The 16,571-nt window shown below is 64.3% G+C and carries 13 protein-coding genes; 5 read left to right on the forward strand and 8 right to left on the reverse strand.

Annotated features, from left to right (window positions below; all coding sequences use genetic code 11):
* Window positions 1-18 precede the first annotated feature (18 nt).
* Window positions 19-1,188, reverse strand: coding sequence for an aminotransferase (locus BA190_RS02675; protein WP_068282142.1), 1,170 nt, complete (start codon window positions 1,186-1,188; stop codon window positions 19-21).
* 95 nt (window positions 1,189-1,283) lie between these two features.
* On the opposite strand from BA190_RS02675, the gene BA190_RS02680 reads away from it, so the two are divergent.
* Both BA190_RS02680 and BA190_RS02685 read left to right on the forward strand, forming a co-directional pair.
* Entirely contained in the window at window positions 1,284-2,519 is a 1,236-nt protein-coding gene (locus BA190_RS02680; RefSeq protein WP_068282144.1) for a cytochrome P450, read from the forward strand.
* A 231-nt stretch (window positions 2,520-2,750) separates the two neighbouring features.
* Window positions 2,751-4,112, forward strand: a complete 1,362-nt coding sequence (locus BA190_RS02685) for a dicarboxylate/amino acid:cation symporter (protein WP_202908415.1) — start codon at window positions 2,751-2,753, stop codon at window positions 4,110-4,112.
* Between the two features lie 145 nt (window positions 4,113-4,257).
* Here BA190_RS02685 and BA190_RS02690 read toward each other — a convergent pair whose 3' ends face one another.
* Together BA190_RS02690 and BA190_RS02695 are read right to left on the reverse strand one after the other, a co-directional pair.
* Window positions 4,258-6,618 (reverse strand): ATP-dependent helicase, encoded by a 2,361-nt coding sequence (locus BA190_RS02690; RefSeq protein WP_245314519.1) that lies wholly within the window; start codon window positions 6,616-6,618, stop codon window positions 4,258-4,260.
* A 118-nt stretch (window positions 6,619-6,736) separates the two neighbouring features.
* Entirely contained in the window at window positions 6,737-7,630 is an 894-nt protein-coding gene (locus BA190_RS02695) for a DMT family transporter (protein ID WP_068282150.1), read from the reverse strand.
* Window positions 7,631-7,734: 104 nt separating this feature from the next.
* Between BA190_RS02695 and BA190_RS02700 the strand changes: the two genes are divergently transcribed.
* Window positions 7,735-8,376 (forward strand): LysE family translocator, encoded by a 642-nt coding sequence (locus BA190_RS02700; protein ID WP_068282154.1) that lies wholly within the window; start codon window positions 7,735-7,737, stop codon window positions 8,374-8,376.
* A gap of 183 nt (window positions 8,377-8,559) precedes the next feature.
* Here BA190_RS02700 and BA190_RS02705 read toward each other — a convergent pair whose 3' ends face one another.
* The 3 genes from BA190_RS02705 to BA190_RS02715 all read right to left on the reverse strand — a co-directional run bounded on the left by BA190_RS02705 (window position 8,560) and on the right by BA190_RS02715 (window position 12,694).
* A complete protein-coding gene (locus tag BA190_RS02705; protein WP_245314521.1) occupies window positions 8,560-10,539 on the reverse strand; it encodes a proline/glycine betaine ABC transporter permease in 1,980 nt (659 codons plus the stop codon).
* Window positions 10,536-11,612, reverse strand: coding sequence for a glycine betaine/L-proline ABC transporter ATP-binding protein (locus BA190_RS02710; RefSeq protein ID WP_156771334.1), 1,077 nt, complete (start codon window positions 11,610-11,612; stop codon window positions 10,536-10,538). Before BA190_RS02710 ends, BA190_RS02705 begins: the two co-directional genes overlap by 4 nt.
* A gap of 110 nt (window positions 11,613-11,722) precedes the next feature.
* Window positions 11,723-12,694, reverse strand: coding sequence for an ABC transporter substrate-binding protein (locus tag BA190_RS02715; RefSeq protein ID WP_082979403.1), 972 nt, complete (start codon window positions 12,692-12,694; stop codon window positions 11,723-11,725).
* Window positions 12,695-13,013: 319 nt separating this feature from the next.
* Between BA190_RS02715 and BA190_RS02720 the strand changes: the two genes are divergently transcribed.
* Window positions 13,014-13,826, forward strand: coding sequence for a DUF817 domain-containing protein (locus BA190_RS02720; RefSeq protein ID WP_245314523.1), 813 nt, complete (start codon window positions 13,014-13,016; stop codon window positions 13,824-13,826).
* Here BA190_RS02720 and BA190_RS02725 read toward each other — a convergent pair.
* Window positions 13,813-14,331, reverse strand: a complete 519-nt coding sequence (locus BA190_RS02725; protein ID WP_068282165.1) for a thioesterase family protein — start codon at window positions 14,329-14,331, stop codon at window positions 13,813-13,815. The two genes, BA190_RS02720 and BA190_RS02725, sit on opposite strands and share 14 nt — an antisense overlap.
* A 210-nt stretch (window positions 14,332-14,541) precedes the next feature.
* On the opposite strand from BA190_RS02725, the gene BA190_RS02730 reads away from it, so the two are divergent.
* A complete protein-coding gene (locus BA190_RS02730) occupies window positions 14,542-15,954 on the forward strand; it encodes an FAD-binding oxidoreductase (protein WP_068282167.1) in 1,413 nt (470 codons plus the stop codon).
* Window positions 15,955-16,175: 221 nt separating this feature from the next.
* Here the strand turns inward: BA190_RS02730 and BA190_RS35660 are convergent, their stop codons facing one another.
* Window positions 16,176-16,337 carry a hypothetical protein gene (locus tag BA190_RS35660; RefSeq protein WP_156771335.1) on the reverse strand — a complete coding sequence of 54 codons (162 nt, stop codon included), beginning with the start codon at window positions 16,335-16,337 and terminating at the stop codon, window positions 16,176-16,178.
* Between the last annotated feature and the right edge of the window lie 234 nt (window positions 16,338-16,571).

Raw genomic sequence — 16,571 nt, forward strand, 5'->3', positions numbered from 1 at the left:
GGGCAATTGAAATCGCGATTACCCTCCGAAACGCTGGAAGCGTTCGCGCAGGGCCTGCAGCTGTTCCACGCCGGCATTGGCGAAGGCGACCCGCATATGTCCCTCGAGGCCGGGGCCGAAATAGGGGCCGGGCAGGCAGAGCACGCCGGCCTTCTCCACCAGTTCCTTGACCACGCTTGCGGCGGTATGGCCATGGAAGGGATGATGCAGGAAGGCGAAATAGGCGCCCATCGCATCGATCCGCCAGCCATTGATGCCTTCGAAGGCCGCGCGGAAGCTGGCTGCCCGCCTGTCGATCTCCAGGCGGTTGGCTTCGCGCCATTCCGTCAGGCCGTCGATGGCCCAGGCGACGGGGGCCTGGGCGGTGCGGGGCGCGCAGATCTGCAGCGTGTCGAGAACCTTGCCGACCTCGGCCGCCACGGTGGGCGCGGCGACGAGCGCTCCCAGGCGATGGCCGGGGATGCAGTAGCTCTTCGAGAAGGAATAGAGATAGATCAGGGTGTTGTCGAATTCGCCTGAAGCGATGAGTCCGTGCGGCCGGCCGGCGACGAAGTCGCGATAGGTCTCGTCGAGGATGAGGAACAGGCCGCGTTCCCGGCAAAGTCGGGCGAAGGCCTCGATGGTTTCAGGCGGGTAGACGGCGCCCGTCGGGTTGTTGGGCGTCACCAGCAGGATCGCCCGCGTGGTGGGATCGATCAGTTCGGCGGCGCTCTCGACATCCGGCACGAAGCCGTTCTCGGGCGGGCAGGACAGGGCCCGCGCCTCGATGCCGAGCATGTCGAGCGTCATCTTGTGATTGAAGTACCAGGGGCTCGGCAGCAGGATGGAATCCCCCGCCTTGGCCACCGCCAGGGCCGCTACGAAGAAGGCTTGGTTGCAACCGGTGGTGATCGAGACGGTCTGCCAGTCGACCGTGCCGCCATAGAGGTCGGAAATGTGCTTGGCATAGGCCTGGCGCAGCACGGTATCGCCCTCGATCGGCCCGTAGCTGGCACTCGACGCCGCGCTGGCATTGCGGCCGAGCCGCTCCAGCAATTCCGCATGCGGCGGATAGCCCGGCACCGCCTGGGAGAGGTCGATCAGCGGGCCGGCCGCGCCGTCATAAGCGCGCGCCCAGGCCTGCGCCTCCGGGATCGGCGGGGTGGCGGTGTCGAGGAGATTGGGATTGATGACGGGCTGGCTGCTCATGCGGTCTTAAATGCCTGCGACGCTCTGCCCTGACAAGTGGATTTCAGGTGGCTGCGACGATGACATTGTCGCAGGAATCTCCTACCCCTTTTGCCATGTACCTGCCATCAAGCCTCAAGATCGATGCCGCCCGCGCGGCCGTGTCGCTCAGCCCCACCGATGCTGCCTTCGTCCAGCATCCCTATCCCGCCTATCAGGCCATTCGCGAAGCCTGCCCGTTGTTCTTCTGGGAGGAGTATGGCTGCTGGTGCGCGGCCTCGCACCAGATGGTGTTCGACCTCTTCCGCGACAGGCGCTTCGGTCGCGAGGTGCTGCATGTGGCCAGCCGTGCCGAGCTCGGCTGGCCGGAGCCACAAGCCCATCTGGCGCCCTTCGATGCGGTCGACGCCCATTCCATGTTGGAGCGCGAGCCGCCGGTTCATACGAGGCTGCGCACCCTGGTCAATCGCGCCTTCGTCACCCGGCAGGTCGAGCGTCTGAGGCCGCGGATCGCGGCGCTCGCCAACGAACTGATCGATGGTTTCGTGGGGCAGGGCAGGGTTGATCTGATCGAGGCTTTTGCCACGCCCATCCCGGTGATCCTGATCGCCGAACTCCTGGGTGTGCCGGTCGAGATGGCCCCGCAACTGCTCGACTGGTCGCATCGCATGGTGGCGATGTATCAGTTCAGCCGGAGCCGCAGTATCGAGGACCAAGCCGTTGCAGCTGCTGAGGATTTCTCCCAGTTCCTGCGCGGCTATGTCGAGCGGCGGCGAGCCGAACCGCGCGACGATCTCATCAGCCATCTCATCGCCGTCGAAGCCGAGGGCGACCGGCTCAGCGAGGAGGAACTGATCTCCACCTGCATCCTGCTGCTCAATGCCGGCCATGAGGCGACGGTGCACGCCATCGGCAATGGCGTGAAATCCGTCCTGCAGGCAGGTCTCGGCCGCGAGGCGGTGCTGGCCGGCGGCGAGGGGCTGGTGGAGGAAATGCTGCGCTTCGATCCGCCGCTCCACATGTTCAAGCGCTATGCCCTGGAGGACGTCACGCTGGGGCCGGCCACCTTCCGCAAGGGCGATGAGATCGGCCTGCTGCTCGGCGCCGCCAACCATGATCCGGATCGCTTCGAGGAGCCCGGCCGTTTCCTGACGACGCGGCAGCGCCCGCCCCATGTCAGCTTCGGCGGTGGCATCCATTTCTGCGTTGGCGCGCCCCTGGCGCGGCTGGAGCTGGAAGTGGCGGTGCCGATCCTGTTCGAACGGCTGCCCGGCCTGCGGCTGGAAGGGACGCCGGTTTATGCCGACACCTATCATTTCCACGGGCTGAAGGCGCTGGAGTTGAGCTGGTAAATTCGGGTGCACGGGCATCTTGCCCCTTCTTGCGTGCCAAATACGCCGCGTGTGAGGAGACGAAGATACGGGCAAGATGCCCGTGCACCCGACGTCGAGCCCTGCATGAGGGGCGTCCCTGCTTTGTCTTTGCTGTAGTTTTCTTTCAAATCCGCTCATGGTATGGATATTGAAGGTTTATAACATGTATTTTATGTTATATTTTCATCGGTGCATCGCAAGAGATTGAACATGGCAACCCCTTCCGGTCCTCAAGCGGCGGCAGCCAAGCCCTTATATGCTTCCTTCGGTTTTCAGGTGCTCGCCGCCATGGTGGTGGGCCTGGCGCTCGGCCTTTATGCCCGCTCGCTCGGGCCAGATGCGGCAGGCAACCCGAACTGGCTGGTGCAGACGCTGACGACGATCGCCTCGATCTTCGTCCAGTTGCTCTATGCCCTGGTGCCCCCCTTGGTCTTTACCGCGATCGTTGCCTCGATCGGCAATCTGCGCAGATTGTCCAATGCCGCGGCGCTGGTCTGGCAGACATTACTGTGGTTCGCGATCACCGCGCTGATTGCCGTGCTGATCGGCATCACCCTCGGCCTGGTCATCCAGCCGGGCCTGCATTCGACCGTGCTGGCCGAGACCGCCAAGGCGCCGGCCACCACCGGCTCCTGGCTCGACTTCCTGAAAGGCCTGGTGCCCGCCAATATCTTCGGCATCCAGGCCTCGACCAAGCTCACCGATGGCGTCGCCTCGACCTCGCTGCAGTTCAACGTGCTGCAGATCCTGGTGATCGCCATTGCTGTCGGCGTGGCCGCGCTGAGCGTGGGTGAACGGGCGAACCCCTTCCTCACCTTCAACGAGTCGCTGCTCGCCATCGTGCGCAAGATCCTGTGGTGGGTCATCCGCCTGACCCCGATCGGCACGATCGGCCTGCTCGGCAAGGCCGTGGCGCAATATGGCTGGCAGACGCTCGGGCAACTGACGTGGTATGCCCTCGCCATCTATATTGGCCTCGCCATCGTCCTGCTCGTCGTCTACCCGCTGCTCCTGATCCTGCACGGGCTTAGCCCCGCCCGCTTCTTCGCGGGCGCCTGGCCGGCGATCCAGCTCGCCTTCGTCTCGCGCTCCTCGGTCGGCACCATGCCGGTGACCGAGGCGGTGACGGAGCGCAGCCTCGGCGTGCCCCGGGAATACGCAGCCTTTGCCGTGCCTTTGGGATCGACCACCAAGATGGATGGCTGCGCTGCGATCTATCCAGCCATTTCGGCGATCTTCGTGGCCCAGTTCTACCAGATCCCGCTCGGCATCGAGCATTACGCCCTGATCGTGTTCGTCTCGGTGATCGGCTCGGCCGCCACGGCCGGCCTCACCGGTGCCACCGTGATGCTGACCCTGACGCTGTCGACGCTCGGCTTGCCGCTCTCCGGCGTCGGCTTGCTGCTTGCCATAGATCCGATCCTCGACATGGGCCGCACGGCGGTCAACGTGGCGGGGCAGGCGCTGGTGCCGCTGCTGGTCTCCAAGCGCCAGGGCATTCTCGACGAAGCCCGCTTCAACCAGGCCGGCGGCATCGACAGTCTCGACGCCGGCGTGCCGGCCAAGGGGTAAACTCCGGTCATCCCGTGCGCGATGCAGCATGCAATGCTGCATCGCGCACGGGACCGCAGGATGGAAAAGGCGTGTCAACTGGCCCGCGATCCCGCATCTGCATCGCATCACTTCGTGCTGCAATGCGTGCGGGATGACCTCGACCTCAAGCTGCCTCGACGAAGCTGTCGACCACGCGCTTGCGGCCGGCCTTGTCGAAATCGACGGTGAGCTTGTTGCCGTCGACTTCGGCCACTTCGCCATAGCCGAACTTCAGGTGGAAGACGCGGGCGCCGACCTTGTAGGCCGAGGCCGTGCCGGTGGAACGGGCCACCAGTTCGCCCTCGATGGTCAGGGGTTCGCGGCGGAGCGGGGCCTGTGTGGTACGGAAGCCCGAGGCCATGTTGCTCTGGGCACGCTGCCAGCCCGGTGTCGAATAGTTCGAGCCGGCGAAGGGCTGGGCCTTGTCGAAGCGGCTCATGCCGAGCGAGCCGCCGGAGCCATAGGAATTGGAAGCCTCCATCACGTCGACATGGGCGGCGGGAAGCTCGTCGACGAAACGCGACGGCATGGTCGACTGCCACAGGCCGTGGATGCGGCGGTTGGAGGCGAACCAGACCTTGGCGCGGCGGCGGGCGCGGGTCAGGCCGACATAGGCCAGGCGCCGTTCCTCCTCCAGGCCCGCGCGGCCATTCTCGTCGAGCGAGCGCTGGTGCGGGAACAGGCCTTCCTCCCAGCCGGGCAGGAAAACGGTCTCGTATTCCAGGCCCTTGGCGCCGTGGAGCGTCAGGATCGAAACCTTGTCCTCGCTGGCGCCTTCCTCGCTGGCATCCATCACCAGCGAGATATGCTCGAGGAAACCGGCCATGTTCTCGAAGCTTTCCATCGAGCGCACGAGTTCCTTGAGGTTCTCCAGCCGGCCTGCAGCTTCGGCCGTCTTGTCCTTCTGCCACATGTCGGTGTAGCCGGATTCCTCCAGGATCAGCTCCGCCAGCTCCTGGTGGCCGAGCACCTCGCTCTGGGCGGCCCAGCGCGAGAAGGAGGCCATCAGGGCGCCGAGCGTCTGGCGCGGCTTGGGCTTGAGTTCCTCCGTTTCCACCAGCACCCGCGCCGCCTGCATCATCGGCACGCCATTGTGGCGGGCATAGTCGTGCAGGACCTGCACAGTGGCATCTCCGAGGCCGCGCTTGGGCACGTTGACGATGCGCTCGAAGGCGAGGTCGTCCGCCGGCTGCATGGTGGCGCGGAAATAGGCGAGGGCGTCACGGATCTCGGCGCGCTCATAGAAGCGCGGGCCGCCGATGACGCGATAGGGCAGGCCGAGCGTGACGAAGCGATCCTCGAATTCGCGCATCTGGAAAGAGGCGCGTACCAGGATGGCGATATCGTTGAGCGCGTGGCCCTTGTGCTGCAGCGCCTCGATCTCGTCGCCGATGGCGCGGGCCTCCTCGCCCGAATCCCATGCGCCTGCGACAGTGACGCGCTCGCCCTCCTCGTCATCGGTGAACAGGGTCTTGCCGAGGCGCCCCTCATTGTTGGCGATCAGGTGCCCGGCCGCGCCGAGAATATGGCCGGTGGAACGGTAGTTGCGCTCGAGCCGGATCACAGCCGCGCCTGGAAAATCCTTCTCGAAGCGCAGGATGTTGTCGACCTCCGCGCCGCGCCAGCCATAGATCGACTGATCGTCGTCGCCGACGCAGCACAAATTCGGCTTTTCGCCGGCCGGCGTCTGGGCCAGCAGGCGCAGCCACAGATATTGGGCGACGTTGGTGTCCTGATACTCATCCACCAGCATGAAGCGGAAGCGGCGATGATATTCGGCGAGGACACCCGGGTTCTCTCGGAACAGGCGAATGGATTCGAGCAGGAGATCGCCGAAATCGGCGGCGTTCAAGGTCTTGAGGCGCGCCTGGTAGGCGGCATAGAGCTCGCCGCCTTTGCCATTGGCGAAGGACATGGCCTCGCCGGCAGGGACCTGAGCCGGTGTCAGGCCGCGGTTCTTCCAGCCGTCGATGGCATTGGCGAGCTGGCGCGCCGGCCAGCGCTTTTCGTCGATGTCGGCGGCCGCGATCACCTGCTTCATCAGGCGGACCTGGTCGTCGGTGTCGAGAATGGTGAAATTGGATTTGAGATCCACCAGCTCGGCGTGGCGGCGCAGGATCTTGACGCCGATGGCATGGAAGGTGCCGAGCCAGGGCATGCCCTCCACGCTCTGGCCGATCAGCACGCCGATGCGCTCGCGCATTTCCCGTGCTGCCTTGTTGGTGAAGGTGACGGCGAGGATCTGGTGGGGCGCGGCGCGGCCGGTGGCGAGGATATGGGCGATACGGGTGGTCAGCACACGCGTCTTGCCGGTTCCGGCGCCCGCCAGCACGAGTACGGGGCCGTCCAATGTCTCCACCGCCGCGCGTTGTTCTGGATTCAGGCCGGTGACATAGACGGCGGGCCTTGCGGCGGCCATGGCACGCGCGGCAATGCCGCCGGCGGCCGGCTGATGGGCAAGGGAAGGGGAGCGTGGATCGGACAAATCGGGCTTTCGCGTGATTCTGGATTGCCGGATAATGGCTTAGATGGGGAGCCGCGTCGAGATTGCGAGCGGTGCGCGGCGCTTTGCGTCAACAGGCAAGGCCATTGGGTTGCCGGTCTCATCCCGCCGGAGCACGCTGGGCGATGGTGGTGACGATCACGCCGGCGGTGATCACCGCGGCGCCGAGCCAGGTCAGCCAGTGATAATGTTCTCCCAGGAGGAAGGTGCCGACACCGAGGCCCAGGGCGGCGGCGACATAGCCGATCTGGGAGAGATAGACCGGCCCGCCCGCCATCTGCAGGCGGAAGAAGAAGGCAAGCATGGCGGCGCTTGCCGCGACCTGGGCCAGGCTGACCAGCGGGGCGTTGGCAAGCGTGCCGAGGCCAAGCCCTCCATTGGCGGCGAGCAGGGCGGCCGACATCACCAGGGCGGCGGCGAGGTTGCTGCCTGCCGCAAGAGCCAGGGGCTGGGCACCGCGCGGCCAATCCAGAGTGCGGTAGACATTGCCGGTGGCGAGCGTAAGCGGGATGAGAAAGCCGATGCCGATCCAGAGGAAATTGACTTCACCCACGCGGCCCTTGCCCAGCACGATCAGCATGGCGCCAATGAAGCCGACCAGGATGCCGCCGACACCGAGCAGATTGGGGCGCCGCGCGTTCAGGGCCGTCGCCAGGATCGTGGTGATGATCGGTGACAGCGTGTACATGATCGAAGTGTAGCCCGAGCCGAGATGCGGAATGATCAGATAGACCAGGAAGTTGGGCAGGGCGTAGGAAATGATGCCGCCTATCGCGTAGAAGCGCAGAAAGGGCGGCGTCAGGGGCAAGGCTTCCCGGCGGAGGGCCAGCACGGCGCCGATGACCAGGGCACTGCCCGCAGAAATCAGCAGCGTCCATACGGCCGGCGGTATCCCTGCTGCGCCGGATAATTTTCCGAGCGGAAAATAGAGGCCGAGAAACGTGCCGGTCGCGAGGAGGAGAAAGACAGGTGCCGGTGAATTGGAAGCGGGCATGAACGAGCTTGTGCGGGCTTGATGGGAAGGAAGCGCATGCCCGCTTGCGTCGGGACGCCGGCCGTGCAGCAATGAACGATCCCATAGCCGCCAGGCCGATTCCCATGTTCGATGTTTCCCTGCTCGCCGCAACCTTTTTTGCCGGCTTCCTCTATACGATCTCACCCGGACCCGCCTTCCTGGCTTTGTTTGCGCTCGGCGCGGCGAAGGGGCGCACGCCCGGCGCCTGGTTCATGACCGGCCATCTCGTCGGCGACATCCTGTGGTCGGTGGCGGCCCTGGCGGCGATCGTCGGCGTGAGCCAGATCGGCCCGACGCTGTTCGACATCCTCGGCATCTGCTGCGGGCTCTACCTGATCTATATGGGCGCAAGGGCCGTGATGACGCGCCGGGACGGCAAGGCTGCCGTGATCGGGGCCGACCGGCCCCTGGTCAACGGCGTGATCTTCGGCATCACCAATCCGAAATCCTATCCGGTGGCGCTCGCCACCTTCGGCGCGCTGGTGGCGCCCTATGGCGATCACATCACCTGGGCCGCGACGCCCGGCTTGATCATGGCTGCTTTTCTCGGCTTCGTGGCGGCGGACTTCATCCTCTATGTCGCCATCGGCCTCAGGCCGGTGCGGGCTTTCTTTGCGCGCTATGGTGTCTGGGTGACCAGGATCGTGGGCGTCGTCTTCATCGGCTTCGGCCTGAAATCGCTCCTCGACGGCGCACGCGGACTGGCGAGTTCCGCGCGCGGGTAAGAAGACCCTGAGGAGCAGGTAAATCCTATGGGGCTGTCATTCCCGGCGAGCCACGCAGGGGCGAGGGAAGGGGATCCAGGGACAAATCCTCGAGCCCTCGCTCTTCCTCGCCATGCTCGTAAGCCGCTCGGCCGGGGATGACAGCGCCACTCGTTTATCGAAGTCCCAATCGCGGCAGCAGCGTCACCCCAAACGCTGGCGTGCCTTGGCGCTGGCACCGCCGATCAGGCGGTCGGCGATGATGCCGATGAAGGCGATGGCGAGGCCCGCGACGATGCCGCGGCCGGCATCCGCCTTGGCGAGGGCGATGAAGACCTCCTGGCCGAGATCGCGCGTGCCGATCATCGCACAGATGATGATCATGCTCAGCGACAAGAGGATGGTCTGGTTGATGCCGAGCATGATCTCCGGCAGCGCCATCGGCAATTGCACCAGGCGGAAGGTCTGCCAGCGCGTGCAGCCGGCCGTCTTGGCCGCCTCGATCAGGGTAGGAGGCACCTGGCGCAGGCCGTGATTGGTGTAGCGGATGGCCGGCACGATGGCGAAGGAGACCGTGGCGATCAGGGCGGTGACGTCACCGACCCGGAACAGCATGACGATCGGGATGATGAAGCAGAAGGACGGCAAGGTCTGCAGGGTGTCGACGATCGGTTCGATGATGCGGAACATACGATCGCTGCGCGAGGCCCAGACGCCGATCGGCATGCCGATCAGCATGGCGAGGACGGCCGAGACACCGCAGAGATAGACGGTCGACATCGTCTTCTGCCACAGGCCGGACGAGGCGCAGAACAGCACGAGGAGGCCGATGAGGAGGGCGAGGCGCCAGCCTGCCAGGCGATATCCAGCCAGCACCAGCAGCACCAGTGCGGCAAGCCAGGGAATGGCCTCGCAAAAGGCCCGGATAGGGTTGAGCACATAGACCAGCAGCCCGACGCGCAAGGCTTCGATCACGTCGAAGAAATGCACGGTGATCCAGTCGACGCCGGCCTTCCACCAGGGCGCGGTCGACAAGGTCCAGCCGGGCGGGATCTTGGCAAGAGCGGGCAGGACGAGGCTCGCCAGCGTGGTCGCAGCCAACACGGCCAGGGCCAGGACGAGATGGGGATGGCGGGCGACGAGCCCGCTGCCCTCATGATGCACGGGCCGGCCCCCGCGATAGGCGAAGGCCTGCGAGAGGCGGTCGAGGGCGATGGCCAGCACCACGATGGCGAAACCCGCCTCCATGCCTTGGCCGATCTTGAGGGCACGCAGGGCCAGCAGCACGTCATAGCCGAGCCCGCCCGCGCCGATCATCGAGGAGATGATCACCATGTTGAGCGCCAGCATGATCACCTGGTTCACGCCGACCATCAGCAAAGGGCGCGCCGTGGGGATCAACACGCGCCAGAGTTTCTGGCGCGGCGTGCACCCCGCCATCACGGCAAAATCGGCGATCTCGGAGGGGATGCGCGACAACGCCACCATGGTGGCCCGCACCATCGGCGGCGTGGCGAAGATCGAGGTGGCGATCATCGCCGAAACCGGGCTGTTGCCGAACAGGATCAGCATGGGGATGAGATAGGCGAAGGTCGGGATCGTCTGCATCAGATCGAGCGCCGGCGTGACCACCAGTTTCTCCAGCCTGGGAAAGCGCCAGGCAGCGATGCCGAGCAGCAGGCCCGTCAGTACGCAAAGCGGCACCGAGATCAGGATCAGGGCGAGGGTGAGCATGGCCCCCTGCCACTGGCCGAACAGAGCGATATAGCCAAAACAGGCTGCCATCAGCGCAGCAAGTCGCAGGCCCCCCGCCGCATGGCCGGCAATGATCGCAGCCGAAATCACGCCGAGCCAGGATAGCGTCGGTAGCGGGACACCCCATAATTTCAACGGCTTGGCCAGCAATCCGAAAGCGATCTGGAGGGGAAGGTCGAGGACGGAGGCGATTGCCCGCGTCAGCCAGCTCAGATTACCTTTCATCCAGGCCATGAGGGCCGACATCCAACTTGCGAAGGGCACGATCCAGTCGTCGGGCCAGGCGGAGAGCCAGCCCGCATTCGACCTCATGAGGTAGAGCGCGATGGCGAACAGGAAAGCGAGGCACCAGATCGCTGCCCAGGCCGTTACCCGGCCGCCAGGCGATGCGTGCGGCTGCGCGAGGGAAAGGGGGGCTGGCTTGCTCAAGCGGCGTTCCTGCGCTGGTCGCCGCCGGTCAGGATGTCGAGCACGGCATCGGGCATGACTTCGCCCAGCAGGACGCCCGTGGGATCGCGGACTGCGAAGGGAGCCGCGGCGGCGATGATATCGGCAGCGAAAGAGGAAACCTTGTCCGTCGGGGCGAGACTGCCGGCATAGGCGGAGCCCGGCCGGGGAGGGCGCATGAGGCCATGGGCGGAGACCACTTTCGCCCGTTGGACGTCGCGGGTGAACTCCGCGACATAATCGGTTGCGGGCCGCGTGACGAGTTCCTCCGGCGTGCCGGTCTGGATGATGGCGCCATCCTTCATGATGGCGACGCGATCGGCGAGGCGGATCGCCTCGTCGAAGTCATGGGTGATGAAGACGATGGTCTTGTGCAGCACCTTCTGCAGCCGGACGAGTTCGTCCTGCATCTCCCGGCGGATCAGCGGGTCGAGCGCGGAGAAGGGTTCGTCGAGGAACCAGAGTTCGGGCTTGGTGGCGAGGCTGCGCGCGATGCCGACGCGCTGCTGCTGGCCGCCCGAGAGCTCGCGCGGATAGAAGCCCTCGCGGCCGCGCAGGCCGACCAGGTCGACCATGTCCTGGGCGCGTTTCAGGCGTTCGGTTTTGGCAATGCCCTGGACTGCCAGCGGGAAGGCGACGTTCTCGATCACGCTCAGATGCGGCAGCAGGGCGAAGTTCTGGAACACCATGCCCATCTTGTGCCGGCGAAGCTCGATCATCTCCGCTTCGCTGGCCTTGAGCAGGTCCCTGCCATCGAATTCGACCATGCCGGCAGTCGGTTCGATCAATCTGGCCAGGCAACGCAGCAGCGTGGATTTGCCCGAACCGGACAGGCCCATGATGATGAAGATCTCGCCTTCATGCACGGTCAGACTCGCCTCGCGCACGGCGGCGACCAGGCTCGCCTTGGCAAGGTCCTCATCCGTCGGTCGCTGGCCGTGCCGTGCCAACTCGCGGGCGGCATTGGGGCCGAAGACCTTCCAGACGTCACGGCAGGCGAGCTTCACGGCTCGCGTGGCGGCGTCCGGGCCCGGCGAAGGGGTCGCGCCTTGCATCGATACCTCTTGAATGCATCGGGTAGCCGACGGGCGGATCTCCGGATCCGCCCGCAACGACGGCGTCAGCCGCGGGGCATGGCGGGTCCGTTATCGCCTGCCATAGGGGTTCACTGTGCCCAGGCTTTCCAGGTTGCTTCGTGATCGGTGACCCACTTGGCCGCGACTTCGTCCAGGCTCTTGCCTTCGAGGTCGACCTGGCCGCTCAGCTTGTTGAGCTCGTCGGTTTCGATCGTGTAGGCCTTGGCGACCTTGTAGGCCACAGGCCATTTGTCCTTCATGCCGGACCAGGCATATTTCCAGATCTCGCCATGCGGCTTGCCGCAGTCATATTTGGCATCGGGGTTGGTGCCCCATTTCGGATCGGTGTAGCAGGCCGGCTCGTATTCGGGGAATTGCACCCACTCGCCCTGATATTTTGCCGTGGCCCAATGCGGCGAATAGATCCACAGCATGATCGGCGCCTTGCGCTGATAGGCGGAATCGAGTTCGGCGAACATGGCGCCATCCGTGCCGGCATGAATGACCGTGAAGGGCAGCTTCAGCGCTGCCACGCGTTCGTCATCGAAGCCTTCCCAGGTCACGGGCCCACCGAGATAGCGCCCCTTGGGCGCGGTATCGGGCGTAGAGAAGGCTTCAGCGCATTTCGGGTCCAGCAGGGCCTTCCAATCGGGCAGTCCGGGGCATTTCTCCTTCATATAGATCGGATACCACCACTCCTCCTTGGCCTTGGGGCCGAGCTTGCCCAGGCGTTCGGTCTGCTTGGTGGCATCGGAGGCCTTCATGGCCTCGCCGGCGGTGGTGTCCCAGAATTCGACGCCGAGAGTCAGGTCGCCATTGGTGAGGCCGGTGGTCAGGCTGGAGAGATAGTCCGCGGTCGGATATTCGACGGTATATCCGAGTTTTTCGAGGATGCCGCCCAGGATCTTGGCGTTGAGGTTGACGCTGGTCCAGTCGAACAAGGCAATCTTGATGGGATCCGAGGATTCCGGCGAGGCCGCCGAGGCCGGCGAGATCCCCACGAGCAAAGCGAGCGCCGCGGCCGCAAAGCCGCTGCGTTGAAATACTTTCAGGCAGTCCATGATTGGCACCCTTCCGTCTCTCTGAATGGCCGGCCGGCGCTTGTGCCTCTTGTGAGCGAACTCTGTCGCCCGGGGTCTGTCGCCACTGCCGATCGTGAAAGTGTGGCCCAGAGATCGCTCTTGGGCAAGTTATTTTCGTGCCAAGAATATTGGCTATATTTCAGAATGTTACTGATACTTCTTTGGGCGCTTTGCTCGAAAAGGCGGCGCCCGCTTCATGCCGGATTCGTGCGGAGTATCGATGGATCCTGCACCGGGATTTCACGATGGGACCAATGCGCCTGCATCGAGGCTGCAAATGCGCCTGCCAGGATTGGGCATGGCAATGCTCAGGCTCTTCCTTCGCGAATTCTGGCTGTTCGGCCTCAAGCAGGCCTGGGCCTGCCTGTTCGGCGGCTCCTTCCTCGCCCTGATCCTGGCGACCCGCTTCTATTATCCCGAAGGCGCCTGGCTTGGCCGCTACGATTTCCTCTGCTTTGCGGCTTTAGGCATTCAGGGCCTTCTGCTGGCGCTCAAGCTCGAGACCTGGGAAGAGGCCGCCGTGATCGCGGTCTTCCACGTCGTCGGCACCATCATGGAGATCTACAAGACCCAGGCTGGTTCCTGGGCCTATCCCGAGCCAAGCCTGCTCAGGATCGGCGAAGTGCCATTGTTCTCGGGCTTCATGTATTCGGCCGTCGGCAGCTATATCGCCCGGGCGGCTCGCCTGTTCGACTTTCGCTACAGCTGCTATCCGCGCATGCGCTGGACGATCCTGCTGGCGGCGTTGATCTATGTGAATTTCTTCACTCACCATTTCCTGCCGGACATTCGCCTCGGCCTGTTCGCCGCCATCGGCATCCTGTTCTGGCGCACGCAGATCTATTTCACGGTGGATCGCGAGCCGCGTTCCATGCCCCTGCTGCTCGGCTTCCTACTGGTCGCCTTCTTCATCTGGATCGCCGAGAACATCGGCAGTTTCGGCCAGGTCTGGATCTATCCCAACCAGCGCCATGGCTTTGCCCTGGTCTCCCCGGGCAAGCTCGGTGCCTGGTATCTGTTGATGATCGTCAGCTTCGTGCTGGTGTCGCTGGTGCACCGGCCGGTATTGCTGAGACGCGCTTCCCGCCGACCGGAGCCTATTGCCGGCTGAGCGGCGCCGGGGTTCGTATGGCGCGGCCGACGATCTCGGGGGTAGGCAGATAGCCGTGCGAGGTGCGCATCTCGGCAAGATTGTCGATGATGTCGCACGGGAAAGGGGCCACCCGCCGGGTCGCCATGTCGATGTTGAGGGAAATCAACTCACAGGTCGCCGACACCCAGCCTTCGGTGGCGTGGCAGAGTTCCTCATAGATGTGCAAGCGCTTTTCGTCATAGCCGACCAGTTGCAGGCGCACCCGCACGGGGTCGTCGAGGTGAAGTTCACGTTTGTAGATGACATGCACTTCGCCTGTGAAGAACGACATGCCTCGCTCGTGGATGTAATCCTCGCCCAGACCGACGAGCGACAGTGCCTCGCCAAGGGCGTTGTCGAACAGCACGTGATAATAGGCCATGTTCAGATGGCCGTTATAGTCGATCCAATGCGGCTCGATGCGCATCTGCGAGGATACGAACGGCGCGAAGAACAATGCCGGCAATTTGCTGGTGTCAAACATCTCCGCCCCCACGCCACAAAGTCTTCCGCCCTCTCAATCCACTTCAAACTGAATATCCGAACCTGTTGGGCAGGCTCGGATATTCAGTTCGTTTCAGAACTGTCCGCACCGAACGAGGGCGGATCGATCACGATCGCGATACCCTCTGGCGCAGGCCTTCCAAGTCAGTGTATGCCAAATGGCTGATACCTCAAGAAAAAGTAGCATATTATGGTCAATTCCGGCGCAAATTCCCGGCGCTACCACCCAGAAGATCTGTCCGCCGTCTGCGATGCCCTTGCCGGGCAATTCGGTCCGCGCTTTTCGGCAGGCCAGGCCCTGCGCGACCAGCATGCGAGCACGCTGACCTGGCTGCCGGCGCAGGCGCCGGATGCCGTGGTCTTTCCCGAGAATGAAGGAGAAGTGGCCGACATCGTCCGGCTGTGCGCCCGTCATGGCGTGCCGATCATTCCCTATGGTACCGGGACCGGCCTGGAGGGGCACGTCAATGCGCCGGAAGGCGGCATCTCCGTCGACACCAGCCGCATGAACGCCATCGTGGCCGTGCATGCCGAAGACCTCGATGCCGTGGTGCAGCCAGGGGTCACGCGCAAGCAGCTCAACGACTATCTGCGCGACCAGGGATTGTTCTTCCCCATCGATCCCGGCGCCGACGCTTCCCTGGGCGGCATGGCGGCGACGCGCGCTTCGGGCACCAATGCCGTGCGCTACGGCACCATGAAGGACAACGTCCTTTCGCTGCGTGCGGTGCTGGCCAATGGCGAGATCATCTCGACGGCGAGCCGTGCCAAGAAGAGCTCGGCCGGCTATGATCTCACCCGCCTGCTCGTTGGTTCGGAGGGAACGCTCGGCCTCATCACCGAAGTGACGTTGCGCCTGCATGGCATACCCGAGGCCATCAGCGCGGGCGTTTGCCCCTTCGGCAGCGAGAAGGCTGCCTGTGATGCGGTGATCGCCACCATCCAGTCCGGGCTTGCCGTGGCGCGCATCGAGCTGCTCGACACCTTGATGGTGAAGGCAGCCAATGCCTATTCCGGTCTCGGCCTGCCGGAGACCCCGATGCTGTTCCTGGAATTCCACGGCAGCGACGCTGGCGTGGCCGAGCAGGCCGAGCGCTTCGGCGAAATCGCCGCCGAGTTCGGCGGCGGTCCCTTCACCTGGGCCACCAAGCCCGAGGAGCGCACCAAGCTGTGGGCGGCGCGCCACAATGCCTATTGGGCGGTCAAGTCCATGTGGCAGGGGGCCGAGATCGTCGCAACCGATGTCTGCGTGCCGCTGTCGCGCCTGGCCGAATGCGTGGCCGAAACACGACGGGACATCGATGCCACCGGCCTGATCGCCCCGATCGTGGGCCATGTCGGCGACGGCAATTTCCACGTGCAGCCGATGATCGACATGAGCGACCCCGGCGAGATCGCCGCCTGCGAGGGGTTCCTCGAACGGCTGGTGGAGCGGGCGCTGGCCATGGAAGGCACCTGCACGGGCGAGCATGGCGTGGGGCAGGGCAAGCGCAAATATCTCAAAGCCGAGCATGGCGCTCCGGCCCTGGCAGCAATGCAGGCGATCAAGCAGGCCCTGGACCCGGCAGGCATCATGAATCCCGGCAAGATTTTTCCTGATTGAGCGGGCAGGCCAGGGTCTGACGCTCGTTCGAGCAGCCGGTTTCCGGGCCCCTGCAAAAAGCAACAGGCGGATGCTCCCCGTGGAAACATCCGCCTGTCGTCTTCATTCATCTTGGGCACTCATCCGGGTGCCTGTCGAGCCTTGCCTGCGGCCAGGCTCAGCTCTGTTTGTTCAAGGATAGTACCGGCCCGGTCCCTCCCAGCCGTGGAACCTATCCTCTCCTATGGCGTCACCACCACCGGCTGACCAGCGGCCTTTCCTTCAGTAGCGTCCTTGGGTTTGACACGGACGATGATCGGCATCGTCAAACCGGAAGGGACGGGCCGGCCGTCAAGATAGCCTGCCTGCTGTGTTTGCTTGTCCACCGAAAGAAATACCAGCATGTTCGCGGCTGCTACACGGCTTGTCGGCTCGCTACGGGCCAACGGAGACTGCCCCGTACTAGTCCCAACCGTATAAAAGCCTGCGCCGAAGACACCTAACGCCAATACGACTCCGACGGAGCTGATCAAGCGTAACATTGTGTACCCACCTCACTGAAAGCGAGAGATACCGTTCCTCTATTGACGCGACGCTGTTGTGACGAACGGCCAGGAATTCGACCGCCCCTTTTTCGC

Origin of the sequence: Labrys sp. WJW, assembly GCF_001676615.1 — a bacterium.
Lineage (GTDB): Bacteria > Pseudomonadota > Alphaproteobacteria > Rhizobiales > Labraceae > Labrys > Labrys sedimenti.